22 protein-coding genes are annotated in these 19736 nt (G+C 57.3%); 12 read left to right on the top strand and 10 right to left on the bottom strand.

Annotation, left to right across the window (positions count from 1 at the left end; genetic code table 11):
- The first annotated feature begins 51 nt into the window (after nucleotides 1-51).
- The 3 genes from G6L28_RS10235 (at nucleotide 52) to G6L28_RS10225 (ending at nucleotide 2748) form a co-directional block, all read left to right on the top strand.
- Nucleotides 52-675, top strand: coding sequence for a DUF1285 domain-containing protein (locus G6L28_RS10235; protein ID WP_174063652.1), 624 nt, complete (start codon nucleotides 52-54; stop codon nucleotides 673-675).
- Between the two features lie 181 nt (nucleotides 676-856).
- Entirely contained in the window at nucleotides 857-1504 is a 648-nt protein-coding gene (locus G6L28_RS10230; protein WP_174063651.1) for a CoA pyrophosphatase, read from the top strand.
- Entirely contained in the window at nucleotides 1501-2748 is a 1248-nt protein-coding gene (locus G6L28_RS10225) for a CCA tRNA nucleotidyltransferase (protein ID WP_174063650.1), read from the top strand. The genes G6L28_RS10230 and G6L28_RS10225 overlap by 4 nt, the downstream gene beginning before the upstream one ends.
- A gap of 205 nt (nucleotides 2749-2953) precedes the next feature.
- Here G6L28_RS10225 and G6L28_RS10220 read toward each other — a convergent pair whose 3' ends face one another.
- The 3 genes from G6L28_RS10220 to hemF all read right to left on the bottom strand — a co-directional run bounded on the left by G6L28_RS10220 (nucleotide 2954) and on the right by hemF (nucleotide 4587).
- The gene (locus tag G6L28_RS10220; RefSeq protein ID WP_174063649.1) at nucleotides 2954-3142 is read right to left on the bottom strand and encodes a DUF1059 domain-containing protein; all 189 of its coding nucleotides are present in this window, start codon (nucleotides 3140-3142) and stop codon (nucleotides 2954-2956) included.
- 133 nt (nucleotides 3143-3275) lie between these two features.
- Nucleotides 3276-3542, bottom strand: a complete 267-nt coding sequence (locus G6L28_RS10215; protein WP_174063648.1) for a hypothetical protein — start codon at nucleotides 3540-3542, stop codon at nucleotides 3276-3278.
- Between the two features lie 133 nt (nucleotides 3543-3675).
- Nucleotides 3676-4587, bottom strand: coding sequence for an oxygen-dependent coproporphyrinogen oxidase (gene hemF, locus G6L28_RS10210; protein ID WP_174063647.1), 912 nt, complete (start codon nucleotides 4585-4587; stop codon nucleotides 3676-3678).
- A gap of 123 nt (nucleotides 4588-4710) precedes the next feature.
- On the opposite strand from hemF, the gene G6L28_RS10205 reads away from it, so the two are divergent.
- Nucleotides 4711-4986 carry a hypothetical protein gene (locus G6L28_RS10205; protein WP_174063646.1) on the top strand — a complete coding sequence of 92 codons (276 nt, stop codon included), beginning with the start codon at nucleotides 4711-4713 and terminating at the stop codon, nucleotides 4984-4986.
- Nucleotide 4987: 1 nt separating this feature from the next.
- On the opposite strand, the gene G6L28_RS10200 is transcribed toward G6L28_RS10205, so the two are convergent.
- The 3 genes from G6L28_RS10200 to G6L28_RS10190 form a co-directional block, all read right to left on the bottom strand.
- Nucleotides 4988-6640: a Na/Pi cotransporter family protein gene (locus G6L28_RS10200; protein ID WP_174063645.1), complete on the bottom strand. Its 1653-nt coding sequence runs from the start codon at nucleotides 6638-6640 to the stop codon at nucleotides 4988-4990.
- A gap of 194 nt (nucleotides 6641-6834) precedes the next feature.
- Nucleotides 6835-7293 (bottom strand): tRNA (cytidine(34)-2'-O)-methyltransferase, encoded by a 459-nt coding sequence (locus tag G6L28_RS10195; protein ID WP_174063644.1) that lies wholly within the window; start codon nucleotides 7291-7293, stop codon nucleotides 6835-6837.
- 17 nt (nucleotides 7294-7310) lie between these two features.
- Nucleotides 7311-7607: a hypothetical protein gene (locus G6L28_RS10190; RefSeq protein ID WP_174063643.1), complete on the bottom strand. Its 297-nt coding sequence runs from the start codon at nucleotides 7605-7607 to the stop codon at nucleotides 7311-7313.
- 102 nt (nucleotides 7608-7709) lie between these two features.
- Here G6L28_RS10190 and G6L28_RS10185 point away from each other — a divergent pair, with 102 nt between their 5' ends.
- The 3 genes from G6L28_RS10185 to G6L28_RS10175 all read left to right on the top strand — a co-directional run bounded on the left by G6L28_RS10185 (nucleotide 7710) and on the right by G6L28_RS10175 (nucleotide 11810).
- Nucleotides 7710-9566 carry an ABC transporter ATP-binding protein gene (locus tag G6L28_RS10185; protein WP_174063642.1) on the top strand — a complete coding sequence of 619 codons (1857 nt, stop codon included), beginning with the start codon at nucleotides 7710-7712 and terminating at the stop codon, nucleotides 9564-9566.
- A 111-nt stretch (nucleotides 9567-9677) separates the two neighbouring features.
- Entirely contained in the window at nucleotides 9678-9827 is a 150-nt protein-coding gene (locus G6L28_RS10180; RefSeq protein WP_174063641.1) for a hypothetical protein, read from the top strand.
- 123 nt (nucleotides 9828-9950) lie between these two features.
- Nucleotides 9951-11810: an ABC transporter ATP-binding protein gene (locus G6L28_RS10175; protein ID WP_174063640.1), complete on the top strand. Its 1860-nt coding sequence runs from the start codon at nucleotides 9951-9953 to the stop codon at nucleotides 11808-11810.
- Here G6L28_RS10175 and G6L28_RS22855 read toward each other — a convergent pair whose 3' ends face one another.
- Nucleotides 11811-12746, bottom strand: a complete 936-nt coding sequence (locus tag G6L28_RS22855) for an endonuclease/exonuclease/phosphatase family protein (protein ID WP_174063639.1) — start codon at nucleotides 12744-12746, stop codon at nucleotides 11811-11813.
- A 308-nt stretch (nucleotides 12747-13054) separates the two neighbouring features.
- On the opposite strand from G6L28_RS22855, the gene petA reads away from it, so the two are divergent.
- The 5 genes from petA (at nucleotide 13055) to G6L28_RS10145 (ending at nucleotide 17420) form a co-directional block, all read left to right on the top strand.
- Nucleotides 13055-13633 (top strand): ubiquinol-cytochrome c reductase iron-sulfur subunit, encoded by a 579-nt coding sequence (gene petA / locus G6L28_RS10165; protein ID WP_174063638.1) that lies wholly within the window; start codon nucleotides 13055-13057, stop codon nucleotides 13631-13633.
- A 13-nt stretch (nucleotides 13634-13646) separates the two neighbouring features.
- Complete coding sequence (locus tag G6L28_RS10160; protein WP_174063637.1) at nucleotides 13647-14930, top strand: cytochrome b; 1284 nt, start codon at nucleotides 13647-13649, stop codon at nucleotides 14928-14930.
- Nucleotides 14931-14951: 21 nt separating this feature from the next.
- A complete protein-coding gene (locus tag G6L28_RS10155; protein WP_174063636.1) occupies nucleotides 14952-15836 on the top strand; it encodes a cytochrome c1 in 885 nt (294 codons plus the stop codon).
- Nucleotides 15837-16088: 252 nt separating this feature from the next.
- Entirely contained in the window at nucleotides 16089-16631 is a 543-nt protein-coding gene (locus G6L28_RS10150; RefSeq protein WP_174063635.1) for an adenine phosphoribosyltransferase, read from the top strand.
- Between the two features lie 66 nt (nucleotides 16632-16697).
- Nucleotides 16698-17420, top strand: a complete 723-nt coding sequence (locus tag G6L28_RS10145) for a membrane-anchored protein (protein ID WP_234902516.1) — start codon at nucleotides 16698-16700, stop codon at nucleotides 17418-17420.
- 43 nt (nucleotides 17421-17463) lie between these two features.
- Here the strand turns inward: G6L28_RS10145 and G6L28_RS10140 are convergent, their stop codons facing one another.
- From G6L28_RS10140 to ychF, 3 genes are all read right to left on the bottom strand, one after another.
- A complete protein-coding gene (locus G6L28_RS10140; protein ID WP_174063634.1) occupies nucleotides 17464-17931 on the bottom strand; it encodes a MaoC family dehydratase in 468 nt (155 codons plus the stop codon).
- A complete protein-coding gene (locus G6L28_RS10135; protein ID WP_174063633.1) occupies nucleotides 17928-18386 on the bottom strand; it encodes a MaoC/PaaZ C-terminal domain-containing protein in 459 nt (152 codons plus the stop codon). The genes G6L28_RS10140 and G6L28_RS10135 overlap by 4 nt, the downstream gene beginning before the upstream one ends.
- Before the next feature lie 176 nt (nucleotides 18387-18562).
- A complete protein-coding gene (ychF, locus tag G6L28_RS10130) occupies nucleotides 18563-19666 on the bottom strand; it encodes a redox-regulated ATPase YchF (RefSeq protein WP_174063632.1) in 1104 nt (367 codons plus the stop codon).
- Between the last annotated feature and the right edge of the window lie 70 nt (nucleotides 19667-19736).

Below are 19736 nucleotides of genomic sequence, written 5' to 3'. Positions count from 1 at the left end.
ATCTCGTTACCCATGCTAGTTATTCAATAGTTGGCAAAGCAGGGCTCGAATATGGCAGATGACAGGATAAATTCGGCGGGCGACGCGGCGGGACTTGCCGCGCTCATCTCCCGTGCCAGCGAGCAAGCCGGTGAAAAACGCCGTGGACCTGCCCCTGTCGAGAAATGGAACCCGCCTTTCTGCGGTGATCTGGACATGGAAATCCGGGCGGATGGCACATGGTTCTACATGGGCACGCCGATTGGCCGCGCCCCGCTGGTGCGGCTGTTTTCCACTGTTTTGCGCAAGGATGAGGACGGCAAGACCTATCTCGTGACGCCTGTGGAAAAGGTCGGTATCCGCGTTGTGGACGCGCCCTTCATCGCTGTCGAGATGAATGTGAGCGTGAAGGGCGGTGAGCCACTTTTGACCTTCCGCACAAATGTTGGTGATGTGGTGGAGGCCGGTGCCGAACACCCGCTTCGTTTCGTGACGGGTGATGGGAATGACGAGCTGAAGCCCTATCTGCTTGTGCGCGGGCGGCTGGAAGCGCTGGTTTCGCGCGCTGTTATGTATGATCTGGTGGAACTCGGTGAGGTTATCGAGATCGATGGCCGGGAGATGTTTTCCGTTCGATCAGGCGGGGAGGCGTTTCCGGTGATGCCTGCGGATGAATTGAGTGAATTGTCGAGATGAATGTTGTTGTTTGTTCTCCCTCATTCCTGTTCCCCGGATCAAGTCCGAGAACGTCACAGGAATCCAGCCAGTCCAGTCTTGGGCTGAAAGAGTCCTTCCGCCGCGCAGACGCGCGTCGACTGGATTCCTGTGACGTTCTCGGACTTGATCCGGGGAACAGGAATGAGGGAGGTTTGCGGTGATGCTTTCTGCGACGAATGACCTCCAGAATTTCTCAGCCGCCGACTTCCGGCGGCGTGTCCTCCAGCAGGGCGAAGGCGTGGCGGAGCGGGAAGACGCGGACCAGGGCGACCATGTGCTGAACCCCGGTGTTCGTCTGTCGGGCGAAGGTATCCGCCTGAAAGATGCGGCGGTGCTCGTGCCGGTTATCGATGACGGGCCAGATGCGCGGGTGATATTCACCCAGCGGACATCGACGCTGCGCAAGCATTCCGGCCAAATCTCCTTCCCCGGTGGCGGGATCGATGCGGAAGATCGCTCTCCGGAAGCGGCGGCGCTGCGTGAGACGGAAGAGGAAATCGGCATTTCGCGGGATTTCATCGAGACCGTGGGGCGGATGCCGGATTATATTTCCGGCACGGGCTTTCGCATCAAGCCGGTGCTTTCGGTGGTGAAGCGCGGCTTTACGCTGGTGCCCAACCCAACCGAAGTGGATGAGGTGTTCGAGGTGCCGCTGTCTTTCCTGATGGACCCGGCCAATCACAGGCGCGGCAGCCGCATGTTTCAGGGGAAGGAACGGTTTTTCTACGAAATGCCCTATGGCGAGCGCTACATTTGGGGCATTACGGCGGGCATCGTGCGCAGCATTTACGAGAGGTTTTATTCATGAGCATTGCCGGGCAGAGCTGGTTTTCCAAACCCGGTCTCACGCGTATTTTCGAGCTTCTGAATGCAGATGGCGGCGAAGTGCGCGTTGTGGGAGGCGCTGTGCGCAACGCGCTGATGGGCTTGCCGGTGGGGGACATTGACCTCGCCACCACGCTGCCGCCGAAGGATGTGGTCGAGCGCGCCAGGGAAGCTGGCATCAAGGCGGTGCCGACTGGCATCGAGCATGGCACGGTAACGCTTGTTGTCGATGGCGAGGGCTATGAAGTAACCACGCTGCGCCGCGATGTGGCAACCGATGGCCGCCACGCGCAGGTGGCTTTCGGAACCGACTGGAGGCAAGATGCTGAGCGGCGCGATCTGACGATCAATGCGCTGTATGCGGATGCCTCGGGCGAGGTCATCGACCTCATCGGCGGGTTGGCGGATATCGAAACGCGCACCGTACGGTTCATCGGCGATGCGGCGACGCGGGTTGCCGAGGATTATCTGCGTGTTTTGCGCTTCTTCCGTTTCTTCGCCTATTATGGCTCCGGTCGTCCCGATGCCGATGGTTTGCGGGCTAGCGCGCGCGCCAAGGACAAGCTTTCCACGCTTTCCGCCGAGCGGGTGTGGAGCGAGATGAAGAAGCTTCTTTCCGCCGACGACCCATCGCGCGCACTTCTCTGGATGCGGCAGGCCGGTGTGCTGACGCAAATTCTGCCCGAGACGGAAAAATGGGGCATCGACGCAATTCATGGTGTGGTAGCGGCGGAGCAGGCGCTGGGCTGGAAGCCGGATGCAATGCTGCGGCTGGCTTCAATCATTCCGCCGGATGCGGACCGCCTTGCGGCAATTTCCACCCGGCTTCGCATGTCGAAGAACGAGGCGGTGCGGCTGGAACAGTGGGCCAAGGCACCCGCTATCGATCCTGCCATGGCGGAGACCGCGCTGGACCGGCTGCTCTATTGGCAGAAACCCGATGGTGTGAAGATGCGTTTGCGGCTGGCGCTTAGCTCCGCACGAGCCGACATTTCCGGCGGTGAGGGTTCGATGCAGAAAATTGCCCGGCTCTCGACGCTGCTGGCGCGTGCGGAGAGGTTCCAGAAGCCGGTATTTCCGTTGAGTGGAGCCGATGTGCTGGCGACCGGTGTTGCGCCGGGCCCGAAGGTGGGTGAGATTTTGGGACAGTTGGAAGACAAGTGGGTGGAGGGAAATTTCGCGCTGGAGCGGGATGGGCTTTTAGAGCGGTTGAAAAATACCCTCTGAATTTGCGGGGGTACCCCCCTCCACCCGGGGAAGCCTATGACTTCGCTTTGCGAAGGTCGACGCTTTCTATCCTCTCCCACAAGGAGACCGTTGCGTAACCACGTGAGCCACGCAACGTTCCCCTGTGGAAGAGAAAGCAATTTCAACATCTTATCTTTAGCTAAGTGTTAGAAATTGCAAGTGAGGGGTTGTCTTTTTCAGACGTTCAAACCCCAACCTCACTCTCATCCCGAATACGCGCCTTGATATTATCCACCATGTTCTCGCGAATAACGGTTTCGCCATGGGCCTGACGCATATGCTCTACCGCACGGCGGACGATTTCGGCGTCTTCATCTGCGCGGGTGTGCCATTCGCAGCCGGGGACGAGGGTTCCGCATTCAAACAATCTCATAACAGCCTCCCTGTATGAATAGCAGACGCAGGCGCGCGAAAGGCGGGCTGGTCTTGTTGGCCAAACGGGTGGGAAGGGGATCGGTTCCCGTTAAGGCGCGCCCGGCCTCCTCAGAACGGGCGCGTTTCGCGGATCAGCCCTGATCGGGCAAAGCCCAGCAATGGAACACGGACGATGTTGCTGCCGCGGGATTTGGCCCCGTTTCGACCTTGTCATCGTTGGCAGCGGCTTCGGTTGCGAGCCTGCGCTTCACCTGCTCGACATAAAAGGACAATGGCAACTCGCGATCGCCCGTGGCTCGCATTTCGGCGGCCAGACGGTCGATCAGTTCCGACGTTTGAATGGAGTGCGGCTGTTCAGTTCCGGCCGCAGGAATGGGCATGCTGTTCGAAGTAATCATGACGATAGCTCCTCCAGTCCATCTACGGATTGGAGACTAGCACCGCCTTTGTGTTTTCATAAGAGCTAATTTTCTAAAAATTGGTGAAGCTCGCTGACAAAAGTCAAACTTTTCGTGATTTCTTGAGAAAGCCTTATGGCCAGCGGACCACCGGTGGAAGAGAGGAGAGAATCGACTCCACATTGCCGCCGGTTTTCAGGCCGAAAATGGTTCCGCGGTCGTAAAGCAGGTTGAACTCCACATAACGGCCACGGCGGATCAGTTGTTCGTCGCGGTCTTCTTCCGTCCATGGATTGTTGAAGTTGCCGCGTACGATGCGGGGATAGGACAGGTTGAAGGCGCGGCCAATGTCCTGCACGAAAGCAAGGTTGGCGTTCCAGTCGCCCTTTTCCTCATCCGGGTGCAGCCAGTCGAAGAAGATGCCGCCGATACCGCGTGGCTCGTTGCGGTGCTTCAGGAAGAAATATTCGTCACACCATTGCTTGTAACGCGGATAATCCGCAATGGCATGGCGATTGCAGGTGATTTCGAAAACGCGGTGAAAAAGCTGCGTATCCGGGTCTTCCTGAGTACGACGACGGTCCAAGACCGGCGTTAGATCCGCGCCGCCGCCGAACCAGTGACTGGTGGTAACGACCATGCGGGTATTCATATGCACGGCTGGCACGTTAGGATTAACAGGGTGGGCAATCAGCGATATGCCGGACGCCCAGAAGCGCGGGTCTTCTTCCGCACCCGGTATCTGTTTGCGGAATTCCTCGGAGAACTCGCCATGAACGGTCGAGGTGTGGACGCCGACCTTTTCGAAGACGCGGCCTTCCATCATGGACATCTTGCCGCCGCCGCCTTCACCGCCCTCGCGCAGCCATTCCTTCTGGATGAAGCGACCAGGCTCCTGATCGGAAAGGGGGCCTTGCAGCTCGTCTTCTAGTGTTTCGAAAGAGGTGACGATTGTGTCTCGCAAGCTCTCGAACCAGGCTTTGGCGAGTGCTTTCTTATCCTCGATATCGTCCGGCAGGCCCTTTGGCAAAATGGGGCGTTCCATATCCGGTCTCCTTCACGCGATTCGTTCCTTGCCAGCCGGTTTAGCAGCCGTGCGTAACAGACACAAATTGGACTCGCCAAGGTCAAGGCCACACACTATGTTTTGAAACGAGAGGTGAATGTCATGACGAAATTTACCGGCCCGCCGCCGCTTGAAGGCCTCAAACGAAGGATCGCCGCGCATCGCCGCGATCAGCAGGCTGGTACACCCAAAAACAGCAAGAACGGCATGTTCGTGCGACAGACATTCTGTCTGACTCGGGATGAGGCACGCGCTAAAGCCCGCGAATGGTTCAGCGAGTTTCCCAAAGCCGCCTACTGGACCGAGGTCGAGAGCTGGCGGCAACTGGAGGGTGACCGGATCGAGTTTACGATGCGGCGATTGCCTTCGGCGGATTAGATCATCCGCGCGTCTCCGCAGCCCTCAATCGGCTTTCAACCAGGACTCCGCTCTCGTCCAGAATGGGATATGCGACAGAAACGATATGCGCGTTGATGCGTTTCAGGTCTCTCAGCATGTCGAGATGGAGCGAGCTGGTTTGAAGGCTCTGCGTCAGGCCATCGCGCAGACGTTCCAGATGGCGGGCGGATGAGCGTTTTTCGAGGTGGCGAATATCGACCTTGATTTCCATGAGACGGCGGGCCAGCGCGAAATCGCCGGTGACGAGAATGCTCTGGGCCGAGCGCAGGTTCTCGATGGTCATATCGAATAGCGTCTTCAGCTCGTCATAGCCCTCATCGGAGAATTTGAAGCCGTTCAGAACTTTCTTGCGGATTTGCTCGCAAATCCCCTTCTCCACGATGTCGCCGATATGCTCCAGATTGATGGCGTAATCGATGAGGGTTATGGAACGGCGCGCATCGTTTTCCTCCAGCCCCTGGCGGCCAAGTTGAGAGAGGTAAATCTTCACTTCCTGCTGCAGCCGGTCCACCTTCTTTTCAAGCGCGGTGATTTCGGCAAGCGGAGCGAGATCGTTATGCTTGAAGGCGTTTTCTGCGCGGATCAGCATCCGTTCAATGGTGTCGCCGACGACCAGAACCTCACGCGTGGCGTTTGCCAACGCGACGACTGGCGTGTCCAGCGCTTCCTTGTCGAGAAAATGAGGTCCGTCATCTGCGCGCGCGGCCTCCGGCACCAGCTTTGCCATCATATCCGAAACCCAGCCGGAAAGGGGCCATGCGACGATTGTCAGCAGAATGTTGAAGATCAGATGCGCATCGACCGGCAGCATCGATGGTGACAGTGAGAGCTTTTGAAGCGCGGTTGCGCCATGGGGGGCGAGCGGTAAAGCGATAACGCAGCCAGCGGCGCGTATCACCAGATTTCCAAGGGTAATGCGGCGGGCAGCCGCCGGACCTGAGAGGGTGGCGATGACCGGAGGGATCGCACCACCAAGATTGGCTCCCAGAATGAGAACGATGATGAGGCCGGTCGAGAGTATTCCAGCCGATGCAAGCGACAGGATCAGCACCACCATGGCAAGGCTGGAGGAGGAGGCAAATGCCATGGTGGCGGACAGGATGAGAGCGACCGGCCAGGCGTCATCGAGAAGGCCGATGAACGCACCGAGTGCCGGTGAGGCGCGCATCGGCTCCGTAGCATTGCTGAGAAGGTGAAGCGAAAGCAGCATCAGGCCGATGCCGACAAGTGCCGTTCCGCCGCCCTGGCGGGCGTTGGAGCTGCCCTTTCGCAGGATTATGCCGGAGAGGATGAGGAGTGGAGAAAGCCATGCGACACCGGTTGCGAAGATCCACGCGGTGACGGCGGTGCCGATGTTTGCGCCAAGGAGCACGATCTGCGCCATGCGCGGACGGATGAGGTCGCGTTCCGCAAACGAGGCGACAGTGAGCGCCGTGGCGGTGGAGCTTTGCAGTGCGATGGTTGCGAAGAAGCCGGAGAGGAAGGAGCGCGGGCCGCTTTTGGTGCTGGCGGCGAGAACCGCTCTGAGCATCACACCGAAGGCGCGGGTTACACCATCCTTGACTTGCGCAAGGCCAAACAGAAGCAGCGCGACGGCGCCGAGCAGATTGACGATAACGATGGTGGATTCCATGAGCGGCCACTCCTTCCCGTCTTGTCTGTCATTATTAAAGAATAGCCTTGCCCGAAGCCTTTCACCGTCTGATGCCAGGGCGGGCGTGGAAAGTCTCGGCGGGGAAATCTTTAGTTGGCTAACAAATATAGGTAGGAAAAGTTCATGCGTATAGTAGAGCCTGAAACAATTTCTTCAGGATCGAGAGATTTTTATCACCAAATTGTTTGACGAAGTGCTTCCCCTGCAATCATTGCGGCCGACATGGCGACATTGATGGAGCGCTGGCCCTCCACCATTGGAATCAGCACACGCTCATCGGCCTTTTCATGCACATGGTCCGGCACGCCCGCACTTTCGCGACCGAAAAGCAGAACATCATCGGCACGGTATTCGATTTTCGTGTAGGGCAGTGCTGCCTTGGTGGACGCGAGTACCAACCGCCGCCCGCTTGCCGTGTGCCACTCCTCGTACCGTTCCCAGTTTACGTGCCGGGTAAGCGACGCCATGGCGAGATAATCCATGCCAGCGCGCTTGAGATTTCGATCCGAGATATCGAAGCCCGCCGGTTCGATAATGTCGACACCAATACCCAGGCACGCGGCGAGCCGCAGGATGGTGCCGGTATTTCCCGGAATGTCCGGTTGATAGAGTGCGATCCTGATATCCGGCATTATCGATGTCTCTCGTTCTACACAGCTTTGCCGTTATCACGGCTGGCCGCGCCTGAACAAGAAGCGCCAGCCTCATGGTTTCGTCGTTGTCGTGCCGCGCCATGCAAACCTGCGATTGAGCGTTTTTTGAAATCCAATTCGTTTCTTGCTGGCCAATGCACAGTTTTTAAGCTAAGAGAAGTCATCTTCAACGCCAGCCATGGAGGTTCTGATGAATATTCACGTTCGATATCGCCTCCCGGCCTTTGTGGTGCCTCTGCAGGCCTAGGTGTTTCCTCGCGGTTTTCCGCATTTTTCCGATAATCAATCGTCATGTGGCTGTTACGGCCGCGTTCCACCTCTTTCCCGTTCAGGCCGTGGGAGCCTCAAGTCCCGTTGCCGCGTTTTTCGGGATTATATTGTCCGGAGCTTGGCCTATGTTTGGCTGGTTTGAAAAACGTCTCGACCCATTTCCCGCATCGGTGCCCACTGTTCCGCCGCAAAATCTTTTGCCGTTCATGTGGCATTATGTGAAACCTGCATGGCCATGGCTGCTGCTTCTCGGGCTGATGTCGATGGGTATCGCGATTGCTGAAGCGATGCTCTACAGCTTTCTCGGCAGCATCGTGGACTGGCTGTCTTCGGCCAACCGGGAGACCTTCTTTGCGGACGAGGGTTGGCATCTAATCGGCATGGGTGCGCTGGTGCTGTTTGCATTGCCGCTCATGGGCGCGATCCACACCATGACGATGCACCAGACGCTGGCCGGAAACTTCGGCATGATTGCGCGCTGGAAGATGCACCGGTTTCTGCTTCGCCATTCCATGACCTTCTTCGCCAACGAATTTGCGGGTCGCGTGTCCACGAAGGTCATGCAGACGGCGCTGGCGATCCGCGAAGTGGCGCTGAAGGTCATCGACGTCTTCGTTTATGCCATCAGCTTCGTCGTCTCGATGCTGGTCATGGTGGCGGCAGCGGACTGGCGGCTGGTCATTCCGCTGCTTGTCTGGCTGGCGATCTATATCTGCATCCTGACCTATTTCGTCCCAAAGCTCGGACGGCTTTCTCAGGAACAGGCGGATGCGCGTTCGTTGATGACTGGCCGCATCGTGGACAGCTATACGAATATCTCGACCATCAAGCTGTTTTCGCATGCGGGCCGCGAGGAAACCTATGCGCGCGAAGGCATGAATGTCTTTCTCGGAACCGTTCACCGCCAGATGCGCAAGATTTCCGGCTTCAACATCATGATCGACATCAACAATGCCATCGTGATGTTCTCGACGGCAGGGCTTGGTCTGTATTTCTGGATGCAGGGTTCGGTTTCTGCCGGTGCAGTTGCCATCGCCATCAGCCTTTCCATGCGCGTCAACGGCATGTCGCAATGGATCATGTGGGAAGTGACGTCGCTGTTCGAGAATATCGGCACGGTCTATGACGGCATGAACATGATGACGAAGCCGCACGATATCGTGGATGCCGCCAATGCTCCGGCGCTGGCCGCACCGAAGGGCGCAATCCATTACGATAATGTCCGCTTCCACTACGGCCAGAACAAGGGCGTCATCGATGGTCTTTCGCTGGACATCAAGCCGGGCGAAAAGGTGGGCCTTGTTGGTCGATCCGGTGCGGGCAAGACGACATTGATGAACCTGCTACTACGCTTCTACGATCTGGAATCGGGCAAGATCACAATCGACGGGCAGGATATCTCGATGGTGTCGCAGGACAGCTTGCGCGCACTGATCGGCGTCGTGACGCAGGACACGTCCCTGCTGCACCGTTCCATACGCGATAATATCGCCTATGGTCATCCGGGCGCCACCGATGGGGAAATCGTCGCGGCGGCGAAACGTGCCAATGCGTGGGACTTCATCGAAACGCTGGTGGACATGCATGGCCGCACCGGTCTCGATGCACAGGTGGGCGAGCGTGGGGTGAAGCTTTCTGGCGGTCAGCGCCAGCGTATCGCAATTGCGCGCGTATTCCTGAAAAATGCACCGATTCTGGTTCTGGACGAGGCGACGTCAGCGCTGGATAGCGAGGTGGAGCAGGCCATTCAGGAAAACCTGTTTGCGCTGATGGAAGGCAAGACAGTGATTGCCATTGCTCACCGCCTTTCGACTCTGACCGAGATGGATCGACTTATCATTCTCGACAAGGGCAATATCGTCGAAGCGGGAACCCACACGGAGTTGGTCGAACAAGGCGGAATTTATGCGGACCTCTGGCACCGTCAATCCGGTGGATTCATTGCCGACGAAGACCTTGAAATGAAGGAGGCGGGGGAGTAAATCCCCGCTTATTCCTTCAAGATCTTTCAATATCGGAAGCGATGCGCTTTCTCGTAAAAGGCTGATGCCCGCTGATGTCGCTTCTCTCGCAGTTCAAGCTCGGTGCGGCGAATGGCAACATTCGTGCGGTGGACATCGCAAGCAGAGATTTTGATGAGCGTGCGTCACCCTCACCGGCGCGCGCTCGGCAAAAGCCTGGTATCTGCCTTCGCTGCGCGCGGTTCCGCCGCCGTCGCGACAGACAGCTGGACGGAGTTTTGACAACGTCGACACTTTTGCGGTCAAAAGGGGCGGGATATTTCCGTCCCTTCATCTCATGCGCATTACCGAAATATAATCTCGCGCCTGCTTTGCTGCCTACAAGAATCCGCCTATACCCATATCATGTTGATCTCACATATTTTCCGCTACTTTGAAAACTGGATCGAGCCCTTCGCGCGCAAGGATGATCTCAGGCCGCCGGAAAACACTTCTTCCTTCATCTGGTTCTATCTTTCGCAGGCCAAGGCGCCGTTTTTTGCAATGCTGGTGCTGGGCGGGCTGACGGCGGCCATAGAGGCGGCCCTGTTCTGGTTCGTGGGACGGCTGGTGGATATTCTCGCCACCGTAAAACCCGGGGAGGGGTGGTCCGGGCTGCTTGCCAGCCATGGGTATGAACTTTTTGGAATGCTGATCCTGATCGCAGGTGTCCGCTTCGTCGTTGCCCTCGTTACGGCGTTGGTGGACCAGCAGATCATCACGCCAGGCTTTTACAACCTTGTGCGATGGCAGTCCTACCTGCATGTGGCGCGGCAGTCGCTTTCCTTCTTTCAGAATGATTTTTCCGGCCGGATCGTCACCAAGGTCTGGTCCGGCGGGCAGGCGGCGGGCGATCTCGTTACATCGCTGATGGAAAGCGTCTGGTTCGTGGGAATCTATTCGGTTTCCATGCTGTTTCTGATTGGTGGGCTCGACTGGCGGCTGGCTCTGGTGGTCATTATCTGGGTCGCAACATTCTCGATGCTGGTGCGCTACTTCGTGCCGCGCATCCGTTTCCATTCCAAGGAGACCGCCGAGGCTGCCTCCATGCTGAGCGGGCGGATGGTTGATGCCTACAGCAACATCCAGACGTTGCGGCTCTTCGGTCGCAACGATGCCAATGACCGCTACATGCAGCAGGGCTTCGACATCTTCCAGCGCACGACGATGATGTTCACCCGCTTCATCACTGGTGTGCGGGCGTCCATGGCGCTGCTGTCCGGCATCATGATCACGTCGATGGCGGCGCTCTGTATCGATCTCTGGCTTTCGGGCAGGATCAGTTCCGGTGCCGTGGCCTTCACCCTTGCGCTGGTGCTTCGGCTGAATTTTCTGCTCGGTCGTCTGATGACGCAGTTCAACGGTATCATGCGCAACTTCGGTACGGTGCAGAATGCGGCGGAGCTGATTTCCCAACCGATTTCCCTGGTTGATGCCGCGGATGCTCAGCCTTTGAAGATCAACGCACCGAGCGTTCGTTTCGAAAATGTCAGCTTCCATTACGGGCGCGGCAAGGGCGTGATCGACAATCTCGATCTTACGATAGAGGCCGGTGAGAAGGTGGGCGTCGTCGGTCGCTCCGGTGCCGGAAAGTCCACGCTCGTTAATTTGTTGCTGCGTTTCTACGACGTGGAAAAGGGCCGCATCCTGATTGACGGGCAGGACATCGCCCATGTGACGCAGGAAACCCTTCGGTCCCACATCGGCATGGTAACGCAGGATACGTCGTTGCTGCACCGCTCCATCCGCGACAACATCATCTTCGGGCGCGTTGATGCGACAGAGGAGCAACTGTTGGAAGCGATGCGGCGGGCGAAAGCCGATGACTTCATCGCAAGACTGGAAGACCAGCGCGGGCGCAAGGGTCTCGATGCCCATGTCGGTGAGCGTGGGGTTAAGCTTTCAGGCGGCCAGCGCCAGCGCATCGCTATTGCTCGCGTGATGCTCAAGGACGCGCCTATCCTCATTCTCGACGAAGCGACCTCTGCGCTGGATTCCGAAGTCGAGGCTGCGATCCAGAGTAATCTGGATGAGTTGATGCAGGGGAAAACCGTTCTCGCCATCGCGCATCGCCTCTCCACCATCGCAGCGCTTGATCGCCTTGTGGTGATGGATGCCGGTCGCATTGTGGAGCAGGGAACGCATGGCGAACTTGTGGTTCGGGGCGGGCTCTATGCGGAACTTTGGGCGCGCCAGTCTGGCGGATTTCTCGACGCGGAGCAGTGATTATTGCGAGGCGACCATGAAGTCCGCGACCAGCCCGTAATGATTTGAACCCAGTGCATCCGGCAATCTCTGCAAATTCATCAGTGTTGCCGGCTTGCGCGCAAAGATATGGTCGATGGCGATGCCGAGCGGACCTGCGTCGATCGGCCACGTCGCGGGCTCCCAAGCCACCTTATTCAGATCGTTGTCACGCAGGAATGCGCGAACATCCGGCGCGAGGCTTGCGGCGTTGAAATCTCCGCCGACAATCAGCGGGCCGGTGATGCCAGACAGAGCCGCACCGGCACGTCGCAGTTCGTTCGTATGGAATTCATCGAAATAGGGCTTGGTGAGGTGCATGGCGGCGAGCGTCACTTGCACACCATCGATATTGACGGACGCCACGCCGAAACGGTCACGACTGACGAAGCTGAGGCTGCCGATGCTTGCGCTTTCCAACGGGTGCTTCGAAAGCATCAGGAGGTCGCAGGAGAGTGTGCCAATTCCGCATCCAAGACGATATGGATAAGTCTGTTGCAGGCGAGGCAGAACGCCGACAAGCGCAGCCGCCTCCATAACGTAAACAGCGTCTGCCCTAGAGGCGATGATGGTGTCGGCAATTGATTCGGCGTTGGCGCGGTTTTGCATCAGCACGTTGAAGGAAAGCAAACGGAACGGTTTTGCATCTGCGGCGGCGATGGCGTCAGTTTTAAATTGCTGGCTCATATAAGCGGCATGTGCACCGAGCAGAATGGCCCAGACGAGCAGAAAAACGAACACGCGAAACCGCAGGACGAGTAAGCAGAAGAGAGCGGCGATACTGGCCAGAATAGCGATATGTAGCTGGAAGCTGTTGACGAAGGCCAGCAGCCAGAAATCTTTGAGATATCGAATGCTTATCGAAAAAACTGCGATGAAGATCGCGCAGGAGGCGATGCAGGCAAGCCGTGCTTTCACGTAAAAAGTCCTGTCCTCTTGCTCTCCCGCGCTTCGCTTAACACGGCCAATCATGCCGCACAATGTTGCAGGATGGACAGCCGGGACGGAAAAGGCGCGGAAAAACATCGAGCAAGGCGAAATTACGGCAGCTTTGTGAGCTTTCCTCTTGCCAAGGTCGGGGATAGTTTGCGATCAAATGCAATGAGCGCGGATTTGTCATCGCGCAATATGACCGAGACCTTGGGGATGGAGTTTGTCTTGGATCAAATCATAGCGGGAGGACTCATGCGATTTTCAACGACATTAGCGCAGAGGATGGTGTAGCGGTGAGCGAACACGTAAATGACCATGACACGTCGGGAGAACCAACCCGTCGTGATTTTCTTTATCTTGTAACGGGTATGGCGGGTGCCGTTGGCGCTGCAGCCGTTGCCTGGCCATTCATCGACCAAATGCGCCCGGATGCCTCCACCCTTGCGCTCGCTTCCATCGAGGTCAATGTCGCGAGCGTCGAGCCCGGCATGTCCCTGACAGTGAAGTGGCGCGGCAAGCCGATCTTTATCCGCAACCGCACAGAAAAGGAAATTCAGGAAGCCAATGCCGTTCAGCTTGGTGACCTGAAAGATCCCGTTGCCCGCAATGCCAACCTTGCCGCCGATGCGCAGGCGACGGATGTCGACCGTTCTGCAGGTCAGGGCAAGGAAAACTGGATCGTCATGATTGGCTCCTGCACCCATCTCGGTTGCGTTCCGCTCGGTCAGGCCGGCGATTTCGGCGGATGGTTCTGTCCCTGCCATGGCTCGCACTACGATACGGCGGGCCGCATTCGCAAAGGTCCGGCACCGGAGAACCTCCACATTCCGACCTTCGCATTCACATCCGATACCGTGATCAGAATCGGATAAGGGGACATTTGAAATGAGTGGTCATTCCAGTTACCAGCCCTCGACCGGTATCGAAAGATGGGTCGATTCCCGCCTGCCGCTTCCACGGATGATATACGACAGTTTCGTCGCCTATCCGGTTCCGCGCAACCTGAACTATGCCTATACCTTCGGCGCGATGCTATCCGTCATGCTGATCGTGCAGATCCTAACCGGCGTTGTGCTGGCCATGCACTATGCCGCCGAGACGACCGTGGCATTCACCTCCGTCGAAAAGATCATGCGCGACGTGAACCACGGCTGGCTGCTGCGCTACATGCACGCCAATGGCGCGTCGTTCTTCTTCATCGCGGTGTATCTCCACATCGCCCGTGGCCTCTACTACGGCTCCTACAAGGCTCCGCGTGAAATCCTCTGGATTCTCGGTTGTGTTATCTTCCTGCTGATGATGGCGACTGGCTTCATGGGCTACGTTCTGCCTTGGGGCCAGATGTCGTTCTGGGGCGCGACGGTTATCACCGGCTTCTTCACTGCCTTTCCGGGCGTCGGTGAGTGGATTCAGCAGTTCCTGCTCGGTGGCTTTGCCGTCGACCAACCGACGCTGAACCGCTTCTTTGCGCTGCACTATCTGCTGCCGTTCATGATTGCAGGCGTGGTTATCCTGCATATCTGGGCACTGCACGTTACCGGCCAGACCAACCCCACCGGTGTCGAAGTGAAGAGCAAGACGGATACGGTTCCGTTCACGCCTTACGCAACGCTGAAAGATGCGCTCGGCGTTTCCGTGTTCCTGCTCGGCTACGCATGGTTCGTGTTCTACATGCCGAACTTCCTGGGGCACCCCGACAACTACATCATGGCGGACCCATTGAAGACACCGGCGCATATCGTGCCTGAATGGTACTTCCTGCCGTTCTACGCCATGCTGCGCGCCATCACCTTCAATGTCGGCCCGATCGATTCCAAGCTCGGTGGCGTTCTGGTGATGTTCGGTGCGATCGTCGTGCTGTTCTTCCTGCCATGGCTCGATACGTCCAAGGTTCGCTCTGCGGTGTATCGCCCATGGTACAAGCTGTTTTTCTGGATCTTCGTTGCCAACTCGATCATGCTCGGCTGGCTCGGTTCCCGTCCGGCGGAAGGCCTGTACGTATCGATGTCGCAGCTCGGCACGCTTTACTACTTCGGCTTCTTCCTCATCATCATGCCTCTTCTCGGCCTGTTCGAGACGCCAAGGCGCATTCCGAATTCGATCACCGAAGCTGTTCTCGAAAAGAACGGCAAGGCCACCACTGCCCCTCCGGCAGCGGTCAAGATCTGAGTGCGAGAGAGGACTATAACAATGAAGAAGCTTGTAACGGGCATCGTGCTCATTGCCGCTCTCGGTGGTTTTTCCGCCGCAAGCGCACAGGAGGGCCATGACGATCTGGCCGCCAAAACCGAACATGCAATCGCGGGCGGGCATTTCCCCATCCTGAAACCGCATGAGGAAAGCTGGTCTTTTGCCGGTCCCTTCGGGAAGTACGACAAGGGCCAGCTTCAGCGCGGCCTCAAAATCTACAAGGAAGTCTGTTCCGCCTGCCATTCGATGAGCCTCGTATCTTTCCGCACGCTGGAAGATCTCGGTTACTCGGAAGATCAGGTAAAGGCTTTCGCAGCGGAATATGAAGTGCAGGATGGTCCGAACGGCGATGGTGAAATGTTCACCCGCAAGGCCGTTCCATCCGACCACTTCCCGTCGCCTTATCCGAACAAGGAAGCGGCGGCAGCCTCGAACGGCGGTGCTGCTCCTCCGGACATGTCGCTGCTTGCAAAGGCGCGTGGCGTGGAGCGTGGCTTTCCACAGTTCCTGATCGACATGATCCCGATCGTGGGCGGTTATCAGGAAGGTGGACCGGACTACATCCACGCTCTGCTGACCGGTTATCAGGATCCACCAGCAGGCATCGAGGTTGCGGAAGGCACGCACTTCAATCCGTATTTCGCAGGCGCTACCTCACTGAAGATGGCGCCGCCGATCAGCGCGGATCAGGTCACCTACGACGATGGCACGCCGCAGACACTCGATCAGTATTCTCGAGACGTGTCGGCGTTTCTGATGTGGGCGGCGGAACCGCATCTGGAAGAGCGCAAGCGCACTGGCTTCATGGTCATCGTGTTTTTGCTGATCTTTACGGCACTGCTCTACCTGACCAAAAAATCGGTCTACGCAAGCAAGGAACATTGAGCGTAGATTTATTGCGGTAAAAGCTATGGCCCTCACGAGAAATCGTGAGGGTTTTTGTTTTGTTCATTTCATCGCGAATGCTGATAAGGCCTTAGCAAAAAATCCTGTTCGCCTGAGGGTAACTCATACGGACCATCACGGCTGGCAGTGGCGAGTGAGTGGCTTTAACGCTAAGGCTTCTTTTCGTTTGGTGCGGCGGTACCAAGTTGATATGGTCGCGCCCGAACACTCCCCTATACCATTGGAATTATCATGACCGTCATCTCATCGGAACTTGCTGCTGCCATTCGCTCTATTCCCGATTATCCGAAGCCGGGCATCATCTTCCGAGACATTACAACGCTGCTGGGCAATCCGCGTGCTTTCCGCCGTGCGGTGGATGAACTGGTTCAACCCTATGCTGGAACGAAGATCGACAAGATCGCCGGCATGGAGGCGCGCGGTTTCATTTTGGGCGGCGCAGTTGCGCACCAGCTTTCCGCCGGTTTCGTGCCGATCCGCAAGAAAGGAAAGCTACCGCACACCACTGTCCGCGTGGCCTATAGCCTGGAATATGGCGTGGACGAAATGGAGATGCATGTGGATGCCGTGCAGCCGGGCGAAAAAGTGATTTTGGTCGATGACCTGATTGCGACCGGTGGAACAGCGGAGGGGGCTGTAAAGCTGCTTCGCCAGATGGGTGCGGACATCGTCTCCGCCTGCTTCGTCATCGATCTTCCCGATCTCGGGGGACGCAAGAAGCTGGAAGATCTGGGCGTTGAAGTGCGGACGCTGGTGGAGTTTTCGGGTCACTGAAGTTCGCCAAGATGGCCGCCAGCGTTCAGCGCGGATCATCGCTCACCAGTCATGGAGACCGTTTCATTGCAGAAGCTTAAAGACTTCAAGTCGTGGCTTTTCCGCTACCTGAAATACATCTGGCTCAAGCCAAAGCCTTGGAGTGATTCTTCGATCAGCGGGCGAAACGTGATGGTGGTGGGGTCCGCGCCGAACTCCACCAAACCCGCGGATTTTGGGTCATCCTATATGGTGATCTCCATCAACGCATCGCAGATCGTGGCGAAGAAGTGGGGCGTGGAAAAGCCGGACATCACGCTGATGATGTTCCACCAGATCGAGGGCAAGTACAAGAATGCGCAGGAGGTTCGCCGGGTACTGAACGGCGAGCGCACCGGGCATCTTTGTATGCTTTTATGGCGGCACGATCTTCGACGCCTGCAAGAGGGGCTCGCACGTATCAATTACGGTTACGACGCCTTGTCGATGGTGGACAGGTACAGCCGCGTTGCCCTCGTTCGCGCCATGACGGGCAAGTTGAATTTCGAAATCAGCCCGGAATCAAAGTATTCGAACGGGGTGATTGCTGTCATGCTGGCGCTGCACAGCGGGGCGGAGCGCGTTGTGATTTCTGGTATCAACCCGGCTTCGACCGGTCACGTCTATAACTCGGAAAACCTCTATCGCAAGCATAGCGGGCCCGACCTGGAAGCACTGCAGCATATGCAGCAAAAGGGTTTGCCGGTCTACACCGCCGATCCTGAGGTCGCCAAGGCAACGGGGCTGCCTCTTTGGACCGGAGAAGTGTAACGGACGGCTGTAACCCGGCGGTTCGATAAGGCGAAAATTCGCCTTACTCGAATTCCAGCACGCTACTTTCAAAGCTGACGACCAATTGGCCGCGCTGGTTGACGCCTTCGTTAAAGGTCGTGTTCATCAGCAGGCCCGGGCGCGAAGCAAGCGGCCGCGATGCTAGAAGAGTTGCGAAATACGTCACGTCATCCCCCGCATAAACCGGGCGAAGCCATTTCATATCCTTGAAACCGGGCGAGGGGCCAAGCTTTGGCGGCTCAATGCCCTCGGCCTTCAGTCGCTTCACGTCTTCGACCCAATAAGCGAGAAAGCATTTCATCCATGAGGCACTGGTCTGCCAGCCGGAGGCGCACAAGCCTTCGAAGACGGAGTTTTTTGCCGCTTCGACATCTAGATGAAACGGCTGTGGGTCGAATTTTTCAGCGAATTTCGTGATGAACTCGGTCGAAAAGTTGACCGTGCCGAGTTTAAGCCTTTCGCCAACCGGGTAGAGTTCCATGAATTTCATAGCGCGGCCTTCTCCCCCAGGGTTGTCAGCATCGCATTCAACTCAGCCACACACACCGTCTCCCCACGCTGATTCTGCAGTTCGTGACGCAGTTTGACGATGCCCGTGCCGGGACGGGATTTCGAGACGCGCTGTTCAACCACGGTTGACGTGCCGGTCAAGGTATCGCCAGCCAGAACGGGTCTCTTCCATTCGATGAAATCGACGCCGAGACCGGCCTGCGAGGGTGATTTGCCGATGTAGCTATCCACGGTCATACGCATCAACATGCCGCAGGTGTGCCAGCCGGAAGCCGCAAGGCCACCGAGTATGCTGGCTTTTCCAGCCTCTTGCGAAAGATGCATTGGCTGGGCGTCGTACTCGGACGCGAACTCGATGATTTCTTCCGCTGTGACAGCTTTCGGCCCAAGCGCAAAGCTGCGCCCCGGCGTAAAATCCTCGAAACTATACTGCACGAGCTTACTCCTCCGTCCTGTAATCGGGTTGAAGGTTACCCCAACTCTTTCTTTTACGTAAAGGTAAAATTTGTGGTTGCTAGATGAAATCCGTTGATACAAAAAAGCCCGCGATGTGATCGCGGGCCATATGCACAGGCGACATGCCAAACTCCTGAGAGTTGTGCGTGCAAGCGTTAGGTATTGAAGCGGAAGTGGATAACGTCGCCGTCGTGGACGATGTATTCCTTGCCTTCGTCACGTCCCTTGCCCGCTTCCTTGGCACCGACTTCACCCTTGTAGGCCACGTAATCGTCGTAGCCGATGGTGAAGGCGCGGATGAAACCCCGTTCGAAGTCCGTGTGAATGACGCCGGCGGCCTGCGGAGCCTTGGTGCCGCGAACGATGGTCCACGCGCGTGTTTCCTTCGGGCCGACCGTGAAGTAGGTGATGAGGTCCAGCAGATGGTAGCCAGCGCGGATGAGGCGGTCGAGACCGGCTTCTTCTAGACCGAGAGCCGACAGGAATTCTTTCGATTCCTCTTCGGGAAGCTGCGCTACCTCGGATTCGATTGCAGCGGAAATGATGACGCATTCTGCCCCTTGCGCCTTTGCCATTTCGGCAACGGCCTTGGTGTGCTCGTTGCCGTCAACGGCGTCGGCTTCCGCTACATTGCAAACGTAGAGGACCGGATGCGAGGTCAGGAGATTGAGGCTTTTTAGCACTTCGATCTCGTCTGCGGCGAGCGTCTTCAGAAGCAGACGTGCGGGCTTGCCGTCGTTGAGCAGCTTGATGACCGCTTCCATGACCGGGAGCTGCGCCAGCGATTCCTTGTCTTTGGACATAGCGCGCTTGCGGGTTTGCTCTACGCGCCGCTCAAGGCTTTCGAGGTCGGCGAGCATCAGTTCCGTTTCAATCGTATCGGCATCGCCGACCGGGTTGATGCGACCTTCGACATGGGTGATGTCGTCGTCTTCGAAACAGCGCAGGACGTGAACAACCGCGTCGACTTCGCGGATGTTGGCGAGAAACTTGTTCCCGAGGCCTTCACCCTTGGAGGCGCCACGCACGAGGCCGGCAATGTCCACGAAGGAAATGCGCGTGGGGATGATTTCCTTGGAACCTGCTATATCAGCCAGCACCTTCATGCGCGGGTCCGGCACGGCCACTTCGCCGGTATTCGGCTCGATCGTGCAGAAAGGATAGTTTGCCGCCTGTGCTGCCGCCGTTTTTGTCAGCGCATTGAAAAGGGTGGACTTGCCGACATTCGGCAGGCCAACGATACCGCATTTGAAGCCCATGGCTTGAACCTGTCTCTATCTCAAAGAATTCTGTTTGCCAGCCTTTTGCGGAATGGGCACGTCAAGGTCA

Source organism: Agrobacterium larrymoorei (assembly GCF_013322225.1).
Lineage (GTDB): Bacteria > Pseudomonadota > Alphaproteobacteria > Rhizobiales > Rhizobiaceae > Agrobacterium > Agrobacterium larrymoorei_A.
This window is presented reverse-complemented; position numbering and strand designations above follow the sequence as displayed.